The sequence below is a fragment of the Vibrio sp. 10N.247.311.14 genome (assembly GCF_041467715.1).
Taxonomy (GTDB): domain Bacteria; phylum Pseudomonadota; class Gammaproteobacteria; order Enterobacterales; family Vibrionaceae; genus Vibrio; species Vibrio crassostreae_C.
Window position 1 is genome coordinate 1 of the sequence record NZ_JBFSVE010000028.1, and the last position, 18,056, is coordinate 18,056.

Annotated in this window: 12 protein-coding genes; all 12 read right to left on the reverse strand. The window is 45.3% G+C overall.

The features are described from left to right. Positions 1–127: 127 nt before the first annotated feature. The gene (gene carB, locus AB6F11_RS11890; protein ID WP_017059294.1) at positions 128–3,358 is read right to left on the reverse strand and encodes a carbamoyl-phosphate synthase large subunit; all 3,231 of its coding nucleotides are present in this window, start codon (positions 3,356–3,358) and stop codon (positions 128–130) included. 16 nt (positions 3,359–3,374) lie between these two features. After that, entirely contained in the window at positions 3,375–4,514 is a 1,140-nt protein-coding gene (gene carA / locus AB6F11_RS11895) for a glutamine-hydrolyzing carbamoyl-phosphate synthase small subunit (protein WP_048609692.1), read from the reverse strand. A gap of 503 nt (positions 4,515–5,017) precedes the next feature. After that, positions 5,018–5,842, reverse strand: coding sequence for a 4-hydroxy-tetrahydrodipicolinate reductase (gene dapB / locus AB6F11_RS11900; protein WP_020628676.1), 825 nt, complete (start codon positions 5,840–5,842; stop codon positions 5,018–5,020). 92 nt (positions 5,843–5,934) lie between these two features. Beyond that, positions 5,935–6,333, reverse strand: coding sequence for an 8-oxo-dGTP diphosphatase MutT (mutT, locus tag AB6F11_RS11905; protein ID WP_102393646.1), 399 nt, complete (start codon positions 6,331–6,333; stop codon positions 5,935–5,937). Between the two features lie 348 nt (positions 6,334–6,681). After that, positions 6,682–9,408, reverse strand: coding sequence for a preprotein translocase subunit SecA (secA, locus tag AB6F11_RS11910; RefSeq protein WP_017069544.1), 2,727 nt, complete (start codon positions 9,406–9,408; stop codon positions 6,682–6,684). Positions 9,409–9,798: 390 nt separating this feature from the next. Next, positions 9,799–10,716, reverse strand: coding sequence for a UDP-3-O-acyl-N-acetylglucosamine deacetylase (lpxC, locus tag AB6F11_RS11915; protein ID WP_102393647.1), 918 nt, complete (start codon positions 10,714–10,716; stop codon positions 9,799–9,801). Between the two features lie 96 nt (positions 10,717–10,812). Continuing rightward, positions 10,813–12,042, reverse strand: coding sequence for a cell division protein FtsZ (gene ftsZ / locus AB6F11_RS11920; RefSeq protein WP_017059291.1), 1,230 nt, complete (start codon positions 12,040–12,042; stop codon positions 10,813–10,815). Between the two features lie 31 nt (positions 12,043–12,073). Further along, entirely contained in the window at positions 12,074–13,342 is a 1,269-nt protein-coding gene (gene ftsA, locus AB6F11_RS11925; RefSeq protein ID WP_010434747.1) for a cell division protein FtsA, read from the reverse strand. After that, positions 13,335–14,027, reverse strand: a complete 693-nt coding sequence (locus AB6F11_RS11930) for a cell division protein FtsQ/DivIB (protein WP_017059290.1) — start codon at positions 14,025–14,027, stop codon at positions 13,335–13,337. Before AB6F11_RS11930 ends, ftsA begins: the two co-directional genes overlap by 8 nt. A gap of 278 nt (positions 14,028–14,305) precedes the next feature. Continuing rightward, positions 14,306–15,766, reverse strand: a complete 1,461-nt coding sequence (gene murC, locus AB6F11_RS11935) for a UDP-N-acetylmuramate--L-alanine ligase (RefSeq protein ID WP_102393649.1) — start codon at positions 15,764–15,766, stop codon at positions 14,306–14,308. Positions 15,767–15,779: 13 nt separating this feature from the next. Then, positions 15,780–16,841: an undecaprenyldiphospho-muramoylpentapeptide beta-N-acetylglucosaminyltransferase gene (gene murG, locus AB6F11_RS11940; RefSeq protein WP_017062898.1), complete on the reverse strand. Its 1,062-nt coding sequence runs from the start codon at positions 16,839–16,841 to the stop codon at positions 15,780–15,782. A 12-nt stretch (positions 16,842–16,853) separates the two neighbouring features. After that, positions 16,854–18,050, reverse strand: coding sequence for a cell division protein FtsW (gene ftsW, locus AB6F11_RS11945; protein ID WP_017059286.1), 1,197 nt, complete (start codon positions 18,048–18,050; stop codon positions 16,854–16,856). Between the last annotated feature and the right edge of the window lie 6 nt (positions 18,051–18,056).

Below are 18,056 nucleotides of genomic sequence, written 5' to 3' on the forward strand. Positions count from 1 at the left end.
CGACTGAGCCCGTAGAGGACTTTCACCTCCTAGATCAACGCCATGCTCGGCGCACCATAAAAAAGCCCACTCCGAGGAGTGGGCTTTGAGCATTTATATCCGCATATCAGCGATACACTTTAGGCGATTAAGCTTGAGAAGCTTTAACCTGAGCGTGTAGCTCTTGAACTGAAGTTACTGACGTTTTCGCGTCTGCAGTGTGCGCCATACAAGTCGCGAATGCAGCATTTAGCGTAGTCGTGTAGTTAACTTTCTCAGCAAGTGCACCACGACGAAGAACTTTAGAATCTTCAATCGCTTGACGGCCAGCTGCAGTGTTCACGATGTACGTATACTCGTTGTTCTTGATACGGTCAAGAATGTGAGGACGACCTTCGTGTACCTTGTTTACTAGACGTGGGTTGATGCCCGCTTCGCCAAGGATAACCGCAGTACCGTGAGTTGCGTCTAGCTGGTAACCAAGCTTAGATAGTTTAGATGCTAGGTCAACAACACGCTCTTTGTCGCCTTCGCGAACAGAAAGAAGTGCACGACCGCCTTCTGGGTAGATGTTACCACAACCCAATTCAGCTTTAGAGTATGCTTCTGCGAACGTCGCACCAACACCCATAACTTCACCAGTAGAGCGCATTTCTGGGCCTAACAGTGGGTCAACACCAGGGAACTTGTTGAATGGAAGTACAACTTCTTTCACTGAGTAGTAAGGTGGGATGATTTCTTTCGTAAAGCCTTGAGACTCTAGAGATTGACCCGCCATTACACGAGCGGCAATCTTAGCGATTGGCGCACCAGTTGCTTTAGATACGAATGGAACCGTACGTGCTGCACGAGGGTTAACCTCGATTAGGTACACTTCATTGTTCTTAACAGCAAACTGCGTGTTCATCAGACCACGAACACCCAACTCGAACGCTAGCTTTTCAACTTGCTCGCGCATTACGTCTTGGATTTCTTGGCTTAGCGTGTATGCAGGAAGAGAACATGCTGAGTCACCAGAGTGAACACCCGCTTGCTCGATGTGCTCCATAATACCGCCGATTACAACGCGCTCACCGTCACAAATCGCATCTACGTCTACTTCAACAGCGTCATCTAGGAAGCTATCAAGTAGTACTGGAGATTCGTTTGATACGCTAACTGCTTCGTTGAAGTAGCGACGTAGGTCTTGCTCGTCGTATACGATTTCCATCGCACGACCACCAAGTACGTAAGAAGGACGTACAACAAGTGGGAAGCCGATTTCACGAGATTTCTCTACCGCTTGCTCCATTGTTGTTACTGTCGCGTTTTCTGGTTGAAGTAGGCCTAGACGGTCTACAGCAACTTGGAAACGCTCACGGTCTTCTGCACGGTCGATTGCGTCTGGGCTAGTACCGATGATTGGTACGCCAGCAGCTTCAAGAGCACGTGCCAGTTTAAGTGGCGTTTGACCACCGTACTGAACGATAACGCCTTTTGGCTTCTCAACACGAGCGATTGCTAGTACGTCTTCCAGAGTTACTGGTTCGAAGTACAGACGGTCAGACGTATCGTAGTCTGTAGAAACTGTCTCAGGGTTACAGTTAACCATGATAGTTTCGTAGCCATCTTCACGTAGCGCTAGTGATGCGTGTACACAACAGTAGTCAAATTCAATGCCTTGGCCGATACGGTTTGGACCGCCGCCTAGAATCATGATTTTTTCTTTGTCTGTTGGGTTTGCTTCACACTCGTCATCGTAAGATGAGTACATGTAAGCCGTATCTGAAGAGAACTCAGCTGCACACGTATCTACACGCTTGTATACCGGGTGGATATCGTATTGGTCACGTAGACGACGGATTTCGCTTTCCGCTACACCTAGAATCTTAGATAGGCGCGCATCAGCAAAACCTTTACGCTTAAGCTTGTTTAGCTCGTCTTTATTTAGACCAGCAAAGCCTTTCGCTTTAAGTTCTTGCTCTAGCTTAACGATGTCTTCGATTTGAACTAGGAACCAACGGTCGATTTGCGTTAGGTTGAATACACCATCTACCGACATACCAGCACGGAATGCGTCAGCGATGTACCAAATACGCTCTGCGCCAGCTTCTTTAAGTTCGTGACGGATAGTCGTTAGAGCATCTGGTGCGTCTAGGTCTACCATTTCGTCAAAACCAGTCGCGCCAACTTCTAGGCCGCGAAGTGCTTTTTGTAGAGATTCTTGTTGGTTACGGCCGATAGCCATAACTTCACCAACCGACTTCATTTGCGTCGTTAGGCGGTCGTTAGCACCTGCAAACTTCTCGAAGTTAAAACGAGGAATCTTAGTTACTACGTAGTCGATTGTTGGTTCGAATGATGCTGGAGTTGCGCCGCCAGTGATGTCATTCATTAGCTCGTCTAGCGTGAAACCAACAGCCAGTTTCGCTGCAATCTTAGCGATTGGGAAACCCGTTGCTTTAGATGCTAGTGCAGAAGAGCGAGATACACGTGGGTTCATCTCGATGATAACCATACGGCCATCTTTCGGGTTGATACCAAACTGTACGTTTGAACCACCTGTTTCAACACCAATCTCGCGCAGTACTGCTAGAGATGCGTTACGCATTAGTTGGTATTCTTTGTCTGTCAGCGTTTGAGCTGGAGCCACAGTGATTGAGTCACCTGTGTGAATACCCATTGGGTCGAAGTTTTCAATCGCACATACGATGATGCAGTTGTCGTTTTTGTCACGAACCACTTCCATCTCGTACTCTTTCCAACCGATAAGTGATTCATCGATAAGAAGTTCGTTTGTTGGAGATAAGTCCAAACCACGACGACAGATTTCTTCAAATTCTTCTTTGTTGTAAGCGATACCGCCACCAGTACCACCCATCGTGAACGATGGACGAATGATACAAGGGAAGCCAACCATGTCTAAAACTTTGTAAGCTTCTTCCATCGTTTTCGCTGTATCAGCAGTTGGACACTCAAGGCCAATTGCTTTCATTGCTTTATCGAAGCGTGAACGGTCTTCTGCTTTATCGATAGCGTCAGCCGTTGCACCAATCATTTCAACACCGAACTCTTCAAGAACGCCGTGCTTTTCTAGGTCTAGAGCACAGTTCAATGCAGTTTGGCCACCCATAGTAGGTAGAACTGCATCAGGCTTCTCTTTAGCGATGATGTTACGCACAACTTCCCATTGGATAGGCTCGATGTAAGTTGCATCTGCCATGTCTGGGTCAGTCATGATTGTCGCTGGGTTCGAGTTTACAAGAATAACTCGGTAACCTTCTTCGCGAAGCGCTTTACAAGCTTGAGCACCAGAGTAATCGAACTCACATGCTTGGCCGATAACGATCGGGCCAGCACCTAGAATAAGAATACTTTTAATGTCAGTACGTTTTGGCATTGTCTACTACTCCGAATTACGCTGTGTGCTGTTTGATTAGTTCAATAAAGTGGTCGAATAACGGCGCTGCGTCTTCTGGACCTGGGCTCGCTTCAGGGTGACCTTGGAAGCTGAATGCTGGTTTGTCTGTACGGTGAATACCTTGTAGAGAACCATCAAATAATGATTTGTGCGTTGCACGTAGTGTCTCTGGAAGAGTTTCTTCGTCAGCAGCAAAGCCGTGGTTTTGCGAAGTAATCATCACAACATCACGATCTAAATCTTTCACTGGGTGGTTTGCACCGTGGTGACCAAACTTCATCTTCACTGTCTTAGCGCCTGACGCAAGAGCAAGAATCTGGTGACCTAGACAGATACCGAAGATTGGTAAACCTTTTTCTAGGAACACTTTTGTCGCTTCAATTGCGTAAGTACATGGTTCTGGGTCACCAGGGCCATTTGAAAGGAAAACACCGTCTGGGTTCAGAGCAAGTACTTCTTCAGCTGAAGTCTCAGCAGGAACAACCGTTAGGCGGCAGCCGCGGTCAACAAGCATTCGTAGGATATTTCGTTTTGCACCGAAGTCATAAGCAACAACGTGGTATGGCAATTCTGAGTCTGCTTTCGCTTCAGGAAGTCCACCCGTAAGCGTCCACGAACCTTGTTTCCATTGATACGCTTCTTTTGTTGTAACTTCTTTCGCAAGGTCCATACCTTTCAGGCCAGGGAATTCTTTTGCTTTAGCTAGAGCCAAAGCTTCGTCTAAATTGTTACCAGCTACGATACAACCGTTCTGTGCGCCTTTTTCACGAAGAATACGCGTCAGCTTACGAGTATCGATATCAGCGATACCAACAACGTTTTGCGACTTAAGGTAATCAGAAAGGGATTGTTCATTACGGAAGTTAGAAGCGATTAGAGGGAGATCGCGAATCACAAGGCCTTGAGCGTGGATTGAAGAAGATTCTTCGTCTTCGGAATTGGTTCCGGTATTGCCAATGTGAGGGTAAGTAAGGGTAACGATTTGTTGAGAATAGGAAGGATCAGTGAGGATTTCTTGGTACCCCGTCATCGAGGTATTAAAAACGACTTCACCAACTGCAGAACCTACAGCGCCAATGGCTTCACCGTGAAATACTGTCCCATCTTCTAGGACGAGTAGTGCTGACTTCTTCAAGACAACCTCCAGAAATAAAAATGCATTAAAATTGATTTAATTTGCAAATCTACCTTCCTGCAACACCAAAAACTGCGTGTTTATGGAAATTAGACAAATTGGCGGTATTTTAGTGATCTGCGTGATACGTGTCAACATTTAACTCAAAAGAAATTAAACATTTGTAAGGACTAATTCAATTCCCCCCCTCAAAGCTCCAAAAGTTCAACTTTCATACGCATTTAGCTCGAATATTACGATTTTCTAATTTTCACCCCTCATTTTAGCCAACCATAGAGTAACAAAAATATCAGCAACAAAACGCAATCGATAAATACAAAGAGAAAACATGGTAATTTAAAGGTCTAAAACAAAAAACACACTAAAGACCACATAAGTAGCATAGAAATAGAGTCAAAAAGGCGATAATAAGAAAGCAGAAGGAAGATCGTAGAAGTGAGTTTACTAAGGAAAAGGCACCAAATAAAGAAAGCGCCGGCAATTGCCAGCGCATAAATATCTATTTATAGGTCATTCAAACCAAGCACATCCGTCATGGTATAAAAGCCTGCTGGTTTATCATTTAACCAAACCGCGGCCTTGATTGCGCCATTAGCAAAGGTCATTCTATCAGTGGCTTTATGGGTAATTTCCACTCGTTCACCGATATCAGCAAACATAGCGGTGTGTTCACCAATAATGTCACCGGCACGAATCGTCGCGAAACCAATCTCATCTTTAGTACGCTCACCAGTAATACCTTCGCGTGACCATACAGCTACATCGTTCAGCTCGTTGCCCATCGCACCCGCAATAGCTTCGCCCATCCCAATCGCAGTACCTGACGGTGCATCGACTTTATGACGGTGATGAGCCTCAACGATCTCGACATCACAGTAATCGCCCATCACTTTAGCGGCCTTCTCTAGCAGCTTAAAGACCAGGTTCACACCAACGCTGTAGTTAGGTGCCATTACGATAGCCATCTCTTTTGAAGCAGCATCAATTACCTGCTTCTCTTCTTCAGAGAAGCCCGTTGTACCGATGATCAGTTTTTTACCGTGACGTTTACAAAGTTCAATATTCGCTAATGTGCTAACAGGGGCAGTAAAATCGACAATCACATCAAACTCTTCGATGGCTTTAGACAAATCATCGACTAAAGCAACATCAAAACGACCTTCACCGCATAACTCGCCGACATCTACGCCGACCAAAGATGACTCTGGACGCTCTGAACCAGCTCCAACACTTGCTTCTGAATTATGATGAGCGGCTTTCACCAAGTTGCGGCCCATGCGGCCCGCTGCTCCTGCAATTGCAATTCTTACCACTGCGAATATCTCCATTGTTTTGGTTACCGTTGCCACTTATCTCTTGCAGCAACGTTCAATCGATTAATCTCTTTAAACTAACAACAATCTCAAACTCAGGCTAGCAATTACGAAAACTCTTTTATTACTCGCTCTAAAATTGGCACATTTGCCTCTGGGAAGGCGTATTGATTCAATGATTCTAGGCTTACCCATTCACCTTGCTGACCTTCTTTACCATAAGGCTGCTCTTCAAAATCAGTCACGAGAATGAAATCGAACTTAAGTGACTTATCCGTGTAATCAAATTCAAGATGCTCAAACAGAGACTGCTCGGTCACCTTGATACCGACCTCTTCATCAAGCTCGCGAGTCATCGCTTGCTCAATAGTTTCGCCCTCTTCAACCTTGCCACCTGGAAATTCCCAGAAGTCACCTTTGTGCTTGTCATCTGGACGCTTAGTGATAAAGACCTGTGACTTATCTTGATTGAAGATAATACCCGCTACGATATGGATTCTTTTCATTGATGGTGTTCCTTAATAAAACGCTGAACTCACATAGTCCCTAAATACGTCATCCTCAAGAAAGAGGAACGACTGAGTTGGGGATCTAAAACTACGCGAGCCTAACTAAACAAGATTCCCTACTACGCTCGCTCCTCGCTATAGGGAATGACAACTTCCTTGCGTAACAAAGTAAGCCATGAAATTTACATACAAAAAGAGCCGCCTAAGCGACTCTTTATATTCTATTTGTCAGTTTTATGAAGCTAAGTTGTAGTGTATGAGAGCAAGGCGGTGGCACGGAGCTTACGACTGTAAGTGAGTACCACCAACGCAGCTATCATGCGCTACAGCAACGATTCATTAAACTTACGCGATTTTACCGTGACACTGCTTGTACTTCTTACCGCTACCACATGGGCATGGCTCGTTACGGCCAACTTTACGCTCGTCACGCACTACCGTTTGTGGAGATGCCGCTTCAGCTTCATCGTCAGCTAGCTGGTTTTCAGCTGTTGCATGTTGCGCTTGTGCACGACGCGCCGCTTCTTCAGCTTGAGCTTGACGTTGAGCTTCCATCTTTTCAACTTCTTCTTGTTGCTGAACGCGCACTTTAGAAAGGATGGTAACAACGTCTGTTTTCAGTACATCTAGTAGGCCTTCAAACAGTTCAAACGACTCGCGCTTGTACTCTTGTTTCGGGTTCTTCTGAGCATAACCACGTAAGTGGATACCTTGACGAAGGTGATCCATCGCAGCCAAGTGCTCTTTCCAAAGACCGTCTAGCGTTTGTAGCATCACAGATTTCTCGAAGTTACGCAGTACTTGAGCACCAACCACTTCTTCTTTCTGTTTGTACGAATCAACCGCCATACCAAGAATACGCTCACGCAATGCTTCTTCATAAAGCTTGTCGTCTTCGTCTAACCAACCTTGAATATCAAAGTCTAGATCGAAGTCATTCTTCAGACGATCTTGCAGACCCGCGATATCCCACATATCTTCAAGAGACTGAGGTGCGATGTATTCATCAATGACTGATGCCAGTACATCTTCACGGTTGTGTTCGATCATTTCGCTGATGTCGTCAGAACTCATCAGTTCGTCACGAAGCTCATAAACCACTTTACGTTGGTCATTGGCTACATCATCGTACTCAAGAAGCTGCTTACGAATATCGAAGTTACGACCTTCAACTTTACGTTGTGCTTTTTCAATTGAGCGAGAAAGCATCTTAGATTCGATCGCTTCGCCTTCGTCCATACCACTTTGGATAAGACCAGCCATACGATCCGATGTGAAGATACGTAGCAGAGAATCTTCCATTGATAGGTAGAAACGAGAAGAACCCGCATCACCTTGACGACCAGAACGACCACGTAGCTGGTTATCGATACGGCGAGATTCATGACGCTCAGTACCAATGATGTGCAGACCACCTGACTCAAGCACTTTATCGTGGATTACTCTCCAGTCAGCTTTGATCTTCTCGATCTGCTCTTTGGTTGGATTCTCTAGCTTCTCAACTTGTGCCTGCCAGCTACCACCTAACACGATATCGGTACCACGACCAGCCATGTTAGTTGCGATAGTTACCGCACTCGGCATACCAGCTTGTGCAACGATCTCTGCTTCCATTTCGTGGAATTTAGCATTTAGAACGCTGTGCTTAATTTTTGCTTTTTTCAGTGCGTTAGACAGTAGTTCAGACTTCTCGATAGAAACCGTACCAACCAATGATGGCTGACCAGCAGCTACACGGTCTTTGATGTCTTCAATGATCGCATTGAACTTGTCTTCTTCGGTACGATAAACCACATCTGGCATATCGTTACGAACCATAGGCTTGTTGGTTGGGATAACCACTGTTTCTAGGCCGTAGATAGACTGGAATTCGAAAGCTTCTGTATCGGCTGTACCTGTCATACCTGACAGTTTTTCGTATAAACGGAAGAAGTTCTGGAATGTAATCGATGCTAGCGTCTGGTTTTCATTCTGAATCTTCACACCTTCTTTAGCTTCAACAGCTTGGTGTAAACCTTCAGACCAACGACGACCTGGCATAGTACGACCAGTATGTTCATCAACGATAACCACTTCGCCTTCTTCAGTAACGATGTAGTCGACGTCTTTCTCAAACAGTACGTGTGCACGCAGCGCTGCATTAACATGGTGCAATAGGCTGATATTAGTTGGAGAGTAAAGCGTGTCACCCTCTTCCATCAGGCCGTTTTTGACCATTAGCTCTTCTACAAATTCTTGACCGTTTTCAGTCAGGTGAACCTGTTTCGATTTCTCGTCCATGGTGTAGTGACCTTCACCACGGTACTCTTCAGAATCTTCTTTGTCTTGGCGCTCAAGGTTAGGGATCAACGTGTTAATACGCGTGTAAAGATCTGAACTATCTTCAGCTGGGCCAGAGATAATAAGTGGAGTACGAGCTTCATCGATTAAGATTGAGTCAACCTCATCGACAACAGCAAAGAAGCGCTCACGTTGAACACGATCTTCAGCACGGAAAGCCATGTTGTCACGTAGGTAATCGAAGCCAAACTCGTTGTTTGTTCCGTATAGGATATCCGCTTGGTACGCTTCTTTCTTCTCTGGTGGAGCCATGTTTGGCACGTTTACGCCAACAGTCATACCAAGGAATTCAAATAATGGGCGGTTTGTTTCCGCATCACGCTTCGCTAGGTAGTCGTTCACCGTTACTACGTGAACACCTTTGCTAGGTAGGGCGTTAAGATAAGCTGGTAGGGTTGCTGTAAGAGTCTTACCTTCACCAGTACGCATTTCTGCAATTTGGCCAGCATTTAGAACCATGCCACCAATCATTTGCACGTCAAAGTGACGCATGCCGTAAACACGCTTAGACGCTTCACGTACCGTAGCAAATGCTTCAGGTAGAAGTTGGTCTAGCGATTCACCTTTATCTAAGCGCTCACGAAATTCAACCGTTTTTGCTTTTAGTTCTTCGTCTGAAAGTGCTTCAAACGTTGGTTCGAAGTTATTAATTTCTTTTACAATTTTTCTAAGGCGGCGCAGTGTTCTGTCATTGCGACTGCCAATTACCTTTGTCAGCAGCTTAGTAATCATGTGCTTGGAATCTCTTCGTTCTCAGATCGTCCGCGATCTATTTTAAATGCCGTCAGTGTCTCTACTAGCTATGAACTAGTCTTCAGTTACTAACCAAGGATACTGAGATAAATCTAGTATCTTTGATATTGTACTTGAGAGTAGAGTTTTCAAGGCTTGAGTTAAAATTAATGCCCTTTAGTGTAAGTAATTTTCACACCAACAACCATTTATAACCCCATTTGTTTGATGTGCTTGGAACTTTTCTTTCTAATTGCTGATGGATTAGCCAGACTGCAGCTCATTGGGAGACAACTTTCGGATGTTGACGACACTGTATCTGGAAAATAGATACAAAAAAACCAGGTCAATGACCTGGTTTTCGAAATCTTATATTGCTGTAAACAACAATTACGCTAGAACCATTCCTGGTTCAGCAAATGCAACAGGAGAGCCTACTTCTTCTTCGAATGTTGCCCATTCCCAAGCTTCTGCGTCAGCAAGTACTGCACGTAGTAGTTGGTTGTTTAGGCCGTGACCTGATTTGTATGCACGAAACTCACCAATAATAGCGTGTCCACACATGTACAAGTCACCAATCGCATCTAGTACTTTATGAGTTACGAACTCATTGTCAAAACGTAGACCCTCTTCATTAAGAATTCGGTATTCGTCAAGTACGATAGCATTATCAAAGCTACCACCAAGTACTAGGTTTTGAGATTGTAGATACTCAATGTCGCGCATGAAGCCGAAAGTACGAGCGCGAGAGATTTCTTTCACAAAACCTTGTGAAGAGAAATCAAACAACAAACGTTGCTCATCAGATTCAATTGCTGGGTGGTTAAAGTCGATCTCAAAGTCCATACGGAAGCCGTTAAATGGAACAAACTCTGCCCACTTATCGCCATCTTGAAAACGGATAGGCTTTTTGATACGAATAAAACGCTTCGCTGCATTCAGTGTTTCTACACCCGCTTGCTGTAGCAAGTATACGAATGGGCTTGCGCTACCATCCATAATTGGGATTTCAGGAGCATCTACTTCAACAATAATGTTGTCGATGCCCATACCCGCTAAAGCTGCGTTAAGGTGTTCCACTGTAGAGATACGTACGCCTTCGTCATTAACAAGAGCTGTACATAGCATAGTGTCACGAACTGACGCTGGATCAGCTGGGAAATCTACAGGTGGATTGACATCTGTACGACGATAAACAATACCTGTATTTGCAGCTGCCGGGCGAAGAGTAAGTGTGACTTTACGACCAGAGTGGAGACCCACACCAGTTGTTTTCACAATTTCTTTCAGAGTACGTTGTCTGATCATCTGCTTGCCTCGTTATCAGTGCTACAAATCACGGTCAGTATTTACCGACCGCGAATTTTACCATTAATTCGACGATAGTCAAATTTTGGGTATTTGTTAATCAGCCTGACGTCGTAAGAATGCTGGAATATCTAAGTATCCACTCTCTTTCTCAGCCTTAGGTGCTGCACTTTGGCTAGCGCCTGTACCTGAAGAAACAGGTGACGTTGTTGGTTGCGGCTTAACTTGAGGTTTAACCTCAGTTTTTTCTTGCAATGGTTGTGCCACTTTCTCTTCCACTTTTGGTGCAGTTTGAGCCGCTACCTGTGGTTGAGGAGTTGGTGCAACCTTAGCTTTACCACCAGCAACTAATGTAATGTCTGGTTTTTTCTCTGTGCCGATACCTGTTGCAACAACAGTTACGCGGATTTCATCCGTCATATCAGGGTCTAGAGAAGTACCAATCACAACTGTTGCATTATCAGATGCGAATGCCTTAACTGTATTACCTACTGTTTCGAACTCATCTAGACGCATATCTAGGCCTGCAGTGATGTTCACAAGAACGCCACGCGCGCCAGCTAGGTCGATGTCTTCTAGTAGTGGGCTAGAAATTGCTGTTTCAGCAGCTTCTTCAGCACGGTCTTCACCTTTTGCGATACCGCTACCCATCATTGCATGACCCATCTCAGACATTACGGTGCGAACATCCGCGAAATCGACGTTAATCATACCAGGGCGAGTAATTAGCTCAGCGATACCTTGTACAGCGTTTTTAAGTACATCATTTGCACTTGCGAAAGCTTCTAGCAGAGTTACGCCGCGGCCAAGTACTTTAAGTAGCTTTTCATTTGGAATCGTAATTAATGAATCCACATGTTTAGAAAGCTCTTCAATACCTTGCTCAGCAAACGCTAAACGCTTTTTGCCTTCAAAGCTAAATGGCTTAGTTACAACAGCAACCGTCAGCACACCCAACTCTTTCGCAACTTCAGCAATAACTGGAGCAGCACCTGTACCAGTACCACCGCCCATACCAGCTGCGATAAATACCATATCGGCGCCAGTTAGAACTTCTTTAATTCTTTCTCGATCTTCGAGAGCTGCATCACGGCCTACTTGTGGGTTTGCACCAGCGCCCAAACCTTTAGTGATATCACCACCAATTTGGATCACGCTGCTCACGCTTGTTTTACGAAGTGCTTGTGCATCAGTGTTAACACTGATGAATTCTACGCCTTCGATTGATTCACGTACCATGTGCTCAACAGCGTTACCGCCACCGCCACCAACTCCAACGACTTTAATTACTGCATCGTCAGACATTTCCATCATCGGTTCAAACATGTGTTATCTCCGTTTTTTCCTGCAACTCAGGTTAAAACTCTTTTTGTATCCAATTACGCAATTTGCCAAATAAACCAGACATAGAAGGTGCTGAACGCTTAGGTTCGCTGTAATCACCTTCATCACTGATCTGACAATCTCTTGCGTAATGAAGTAAACCAACCGCCGTAGAATGATACGGCTCTTTAACATAGTCAGTTAAGCCACTAACTTCTAACGGCTTACCAACTCGAACTTGATTGCGGAAAACACGTTCCGCACACTCTACCAATCCGTCAATTTGTGCCGCTCCACCAGTAAGAACGACGCCAGCTGCAAGGTGGTGTTTAATACCTTCATCTCGTAGCTGTAATTGAACCGTATCAATAGTTTGGTTAACGAGACCCATAAGTTCAGTGTAACGTGGTTCAATCACTTCCGACAAAGTTTGTCGTTGCAAACTTCTCGATGGGCGACCACCAACACTTGGGACGTTAACAGAGTCATCCTTGCTTACGAGTTCACTCAGAGCGCAACCATGGTTTACTTTTATCTCTTCAGCATCGCTCACTGGCGTGCCGAAAGCGAAGGCAATATCACTGGTTACTGCATTTCCTGCGTAGGAAAAGACTTCTGTGTGTCGAAGTGCGCCGCCAGTCCAAATGGAAATATCCATTGTACCCGCACCGATATCGACAACACATACTCCAAGCTCTCTCTCGTCTTCAGTAATTACCGCATTGCTTGAGGCAAGTCCTGAAAACACGATTTGTTCTACTGTGAGACCACATCGTTCAACAGCTTTAATAATGTTTCTCGCCATGTCGCTATGGCAAGAAATTAGGTGAACACTGACTTCCATTCGAACACCAGATAAGCCAAGTGGGTTCTTAATCCCTTCTTGATAATCAATGGTAAATTCTTGTGGGATCACGTGCAGAATTCTCTGCTCATCACCTATTTTAATTGATTTCGCGGTATGGATCGCTCGATCCATATCGTCTTGAGACACCTCTTCATCAGAGATAGTGCCCATGCCTTTTTCAATTCGGCTTGCGATATGTTTACCCGATAGCGAGATAAATACATTGCTGATTTGGCATTCCGCCATCAACTCTGCTTGATCAATAGCTCGCTGAACCGACTTAACTACCGACTCTAGGTCGTTTACACCACCTTTATCCATACCTCTGGATGGGCTTTGCCCAGAACCAATGATATTGATTTGACCATCAGGCAATATTTCACCAACCAGAGCTGATATGGTCGCAGTGCCTATATCAAGACCAACGATTATGTTGTCATCTGCGGTCTTAGTCATCTGTGCTCTCTTCTAACTCTTGCTCTGGAAACCAGCCTACAGCGGCTCCCGTATCATACCTGAGGTCGATGTAGCTCACTTGATTCGCTTTACTACCAAGTTCGTTGTAAAGCGAAATGAAGCGTTCAACACGCTCATCTAAAGAATCTTTACCTAGTTCTAAACGGATACCGTTATCTAGGATTATTTGCCAAGCGCGACGCTCATTGAGAACGAGAGAGGTAACGGTTAACCCTAGACTGTTAATCAAAGGAGTTATCTGTCGCCACTTTTCTATCACTTCTTGGCTGGTGCCGTCTGGGCCGTAAAGCTTAACTCTATCGCCCTTTAACAGGCCGATATCACCATTAAACACCTGACCATCGTCATTCAGCAGCATGTTACCGTTCCAGATTGCTGCCGCATGGTACTCAGTCAAAAATACTTTTATTGTGTCTGGCCACTGCTTACGAATGGAGACCACTGAAACCCAAGGTAACGCTTCTAAACTGTCTTGCAACACACCGATGTCTTGCGACATGAAGGTTCCAATGTGCTCTAGCTCGCTAAAGGCATGTTGAACATCACCAGCGGTTACGTAAGTTAAGTCGCCTTGAAGTACTATTTTGGAGAGAGGCAATCGCTGATCGTCCCACATCCAAGTTAGTGTGGTATAAAAAAGAAACCCAATGAATAGCAATACCATGACAAAAAAGGACCCGCCTAAGGCGTGTTTCTTGAGCGATGGTAAACTGAATAGGTGGCGGTTTTCGCTAAAAGTACTTTCTACCAAAGCCCGCTTTCCCTGTCGTTGGTTCGCAATTCTATTCCCTATCTTCGTAATAGAGGTAAAAGCACTTACTTTAACCTATGAATTATACTGAGCAAAATCAAACTATCAAACGTTGATAATAAGATTTTTGGTCAATTTTAGGTCAATCGCAAGAAGTGAGCGATTGACCACAGTCTGTAGACAGTATTCAGCTACGCGTTCTGCATTTTATTAATGTCTAATTGTAATGATTCTAGCTGCTTAGCAACGCGACCAACATCGCCTGCACCCTGCGTCAATACAAGGTCACCGCCTTGAATCACGTTAGCTAAAACCGATGGCAGTGCGTTGATATCAGCAACAAAGATTGGATCAATCTTACCACGCCCGCGAATAGTTCGACTTAATGAGCGTCCATCTGCACCTGCAATAGGTTTCTCACCCGCCGAGTAAACATCCAATAAGATTAAGACATCAACTTGCTCAAGAACGTTCGCAAAATCATCATATAAATCACGCGTTCGACTGTAACGGTGCGGCTGGAAAATCATAACAAGACGCTTGTCAGTCCACCCACTACGAGCAGCCTGAATAGTTACATCAACTTCGGTTGGGTGGTGACCGTAATCATCAACCAACATAGCGACACCATTACCTGTTTCGTACTCACCAAGGTGATCGAAACGACGTCCAGTACCTTCGGTTCCCGCCATCGCTTTTAGAATCGCTTCATCGCTGATGTCATCTTCTGTTGCAACAGCAATCGCCGCTGATGCATTCAATGCATTGTGACGACCTGGAATGTTTAACGTGATATCAAGGTTAGCTTTACCTTCACGTACCACTGTGAATTTGCCTTGCTGGCCTTCTTGTACGTAGTTCTCAATACGAATATCCGCATCTTCAGAGAAACCGTAAGTAATCACCTGGCGACTTACCTGAGGAATAAGCTCACGCACTACTGGATCATCAACACACATCACAGCCTGACCGTAGAATGGTAGGTTGTGTAAAAAATCAATAAACGTCTGCTTTAGCGTTTCAAAATCGCCGCCGTAGGTATCCATATGATCCGCTTCAATGTTAGTTACGATACTAACCATAGGTTGCAGATGTAAGAATGACGCATCACTTTCATCGGCTTCAGCGATAAGAATACGGCTTGAACCTAAACGTGCGTTAGTGCCGGCACTTTTCACCAAACCACCATTTACGAAGGTTGGATCTAGGCCGGCTTCCGAGTAAATCTGTGTCACTAGCGCAGTCGTGGTTGTTTTACCGTGCGTACCTGCCACAGCAATACCGTGACGAAAACGCATCAGCTCAGCCAGCATTTCTGCACGACGAACGATCGGTGTGCGCGCTTCACGAGCTGCAATAATTTCTGGGTTTTCTTCGTTGATAGCGGTTGAAACAACCACCACACTTGCGTCGGCAACGTTACTCGCTTGGTGACCGATATAAACGGTCGCACCCTTGCTAACTAAACGATCAGTCACTGGGTTTTGAGCAATATCAGAACCCGTGATCTGGTAGCCTTCATTTAGTAAGACTTCAGCAATCCCGCTCATTCCGGCACCACCAATACCAATGAAGTGGATAGATTTAACACGGCGCATCTCTGGCACCATTGCACGGATTTGCGCTAAGTCTTGGGTATGTTCAATCGTCATCAATTCAATCTCATTATTTTGCTAAAGCTTTAATCGCTTCAGCGACGGTCACATCAGCATCAAGCTTGGCGGCTTGACGAGCTTTTGTTGCCATCATTTTTAATTCATTTCTATCAAGCTGCGCGATAGTGTTCGCTAGCTTATCAGCCGTTAGTTGAGGCTGTTCAATCATTAACGCTGCGCCACATTCAACTAAATGGTCGGCATTCAACGCTTGTTGTCTGTCTTTGTGCATAAACGGAACGAAGATAGAACCGACACCTGCCGCAGACACTTCTGATACGGTTAATGCACCTGAGCGACACACTAATAGATCTGCCCACTCATAAGCTTGCGCCACATCATCAATAAATTCAGTCACTTGAACATTACCAACAGAATGTGATTTGTATTGCTCAATAACTTGTTGTTGATTGTTCTTACCCGCTTGGTGCATCACAGTGAAGCCTTCACCAAGCTGCGCCATCGTTACTGGCAAGGTATCGTTTAGGATTTTTGCGCCCTGACTGCCGCCCATAACCAAGATGCGGATGTCACCATCACGCTCAGCCATGCGTTGCTCGGGTTCAGCTAAGGCAACCACATCTTCGCGTACTGGGTTACCCACCACTTCTGCGGTAGGGAAAGCACCAGGGAAAGCTTGGAAAACCTTTTTAGCAATCTTAGACAGCCATTGGTTGGTTAAACCTGCCACTGCATTTTGTTCATGGAGAACCACTGGAATGCCAGACAACCATGCCGCGATACCACCCGGGCCACTCACGTAGCCACCCATACCAAGTACCACATCAGGCTGCCATGCTTTGATGTGTTGCCTTGCTTGAAGTATGGCATTAATAATCTGGAACGGCGCTTTAATTAACTTGCTAATGCCTTGACCACGCAGGCCTTTCACTTTGATGAAGTCGATTTCAATGCCATGCTTTGGCACTAAATCCGCTTCCATTCTGTCTGCTGTGCCTAACCAGCGAATTTCCCAACCTTGTTGCTGAAGCTTTTTCGCTACTGCTAACCCTGGGAAAACGTGACCGCCAGTACCACCAGCCATCACTAAAAGTTTTTTGTTTTGTTTCATCACGTTAGATTCTTATTCTACTAATTCGTTTTGACTATCAGCTTGTTCTTTTTGTTGCATTCGGCATTCGTGGTCAATGCGCAGCAGCATTGATACCGCCACAGACATAACAATTAAACTCGAACCACCATAACTGATTAGCGGTAGGGTTAGACCTTTGGTCGGAACGATGCCAGATGCAGCACCTACGTTAACAAGCGTCTGAAACGCAAACCAAATACCAATACCAAAAGCCAGATAGCCGCTGAACACTTGATCGTGTTCAAAGGCTTTTTTGCCAATAAAAATGGCTTTAAAAACCAAGCTAAAGATGAGTATCAAGACCAAGGTCACGCCAACAAAACCCAATTCTTCTGCCAACACAGCAAATACAAAATCGGTGTGCGCTTCGGGTAAGTATTCGAGTTTCTGAATTGAGTTACCGAGCCCTTGCCCCATCCAATCACCACGGCCAAACGCCATCAATGACTGAGTTAACTGGTAACCACTGCCGAACGGGTCGTTCCAAGGTTCCCAGAATGAGGTAACACGTCGAACACGATAAGGTTCTATAACAATCAAACCGACGACCGCGGCAATACCTGCCACCATCAAGGCGATAAACTGTGAAAGCTTGGCACCAGCAATGAATAGCATGCCGAACAGGGTCACTAGCATTACGACCACAGTACCTAAATCGGGCTGGCCTAGCAGCAGCACGGCAAAAGCGCCGAATACCATGATCGGTTTACCAAAACCACCGAAGAAGGTTTTTCTCACTTCATCTTGCTTCCGAACCAAGTAGCCCGCCATAAAGATAAACAGCGATAACTTGGCGACTTCAGCGGGTTGTAAGTTAAATAGCCCTAATGGGATCCAACGCGATGCGCCGTTAACCGACTTACCGACGGCTAATACCACAATCAGCAAGAAGAAGGACAAGCCCAGTAGATACATACTGTATTGAAACCAGCGTTGCATCGGGATTTGCAATATGACGCTAGAGACACCTAACGCCAATACAAGGAAGATGGCATGACGGAACATAAAGTGAAACGGCTGATCGGTTAAACGAGCACTGATGGGGAACGAAGCAGACGTCACCATCACCAAACCTGTCAGCATTAGCCCAAGAGCAATCCACACCAATTGACGATCGTAAAGCGCCTCGGGAGTAGCACGGTTTAGCCACTGCCAGATGGATTGATTAATCTCTTTGACTCTTTGCACTGAATG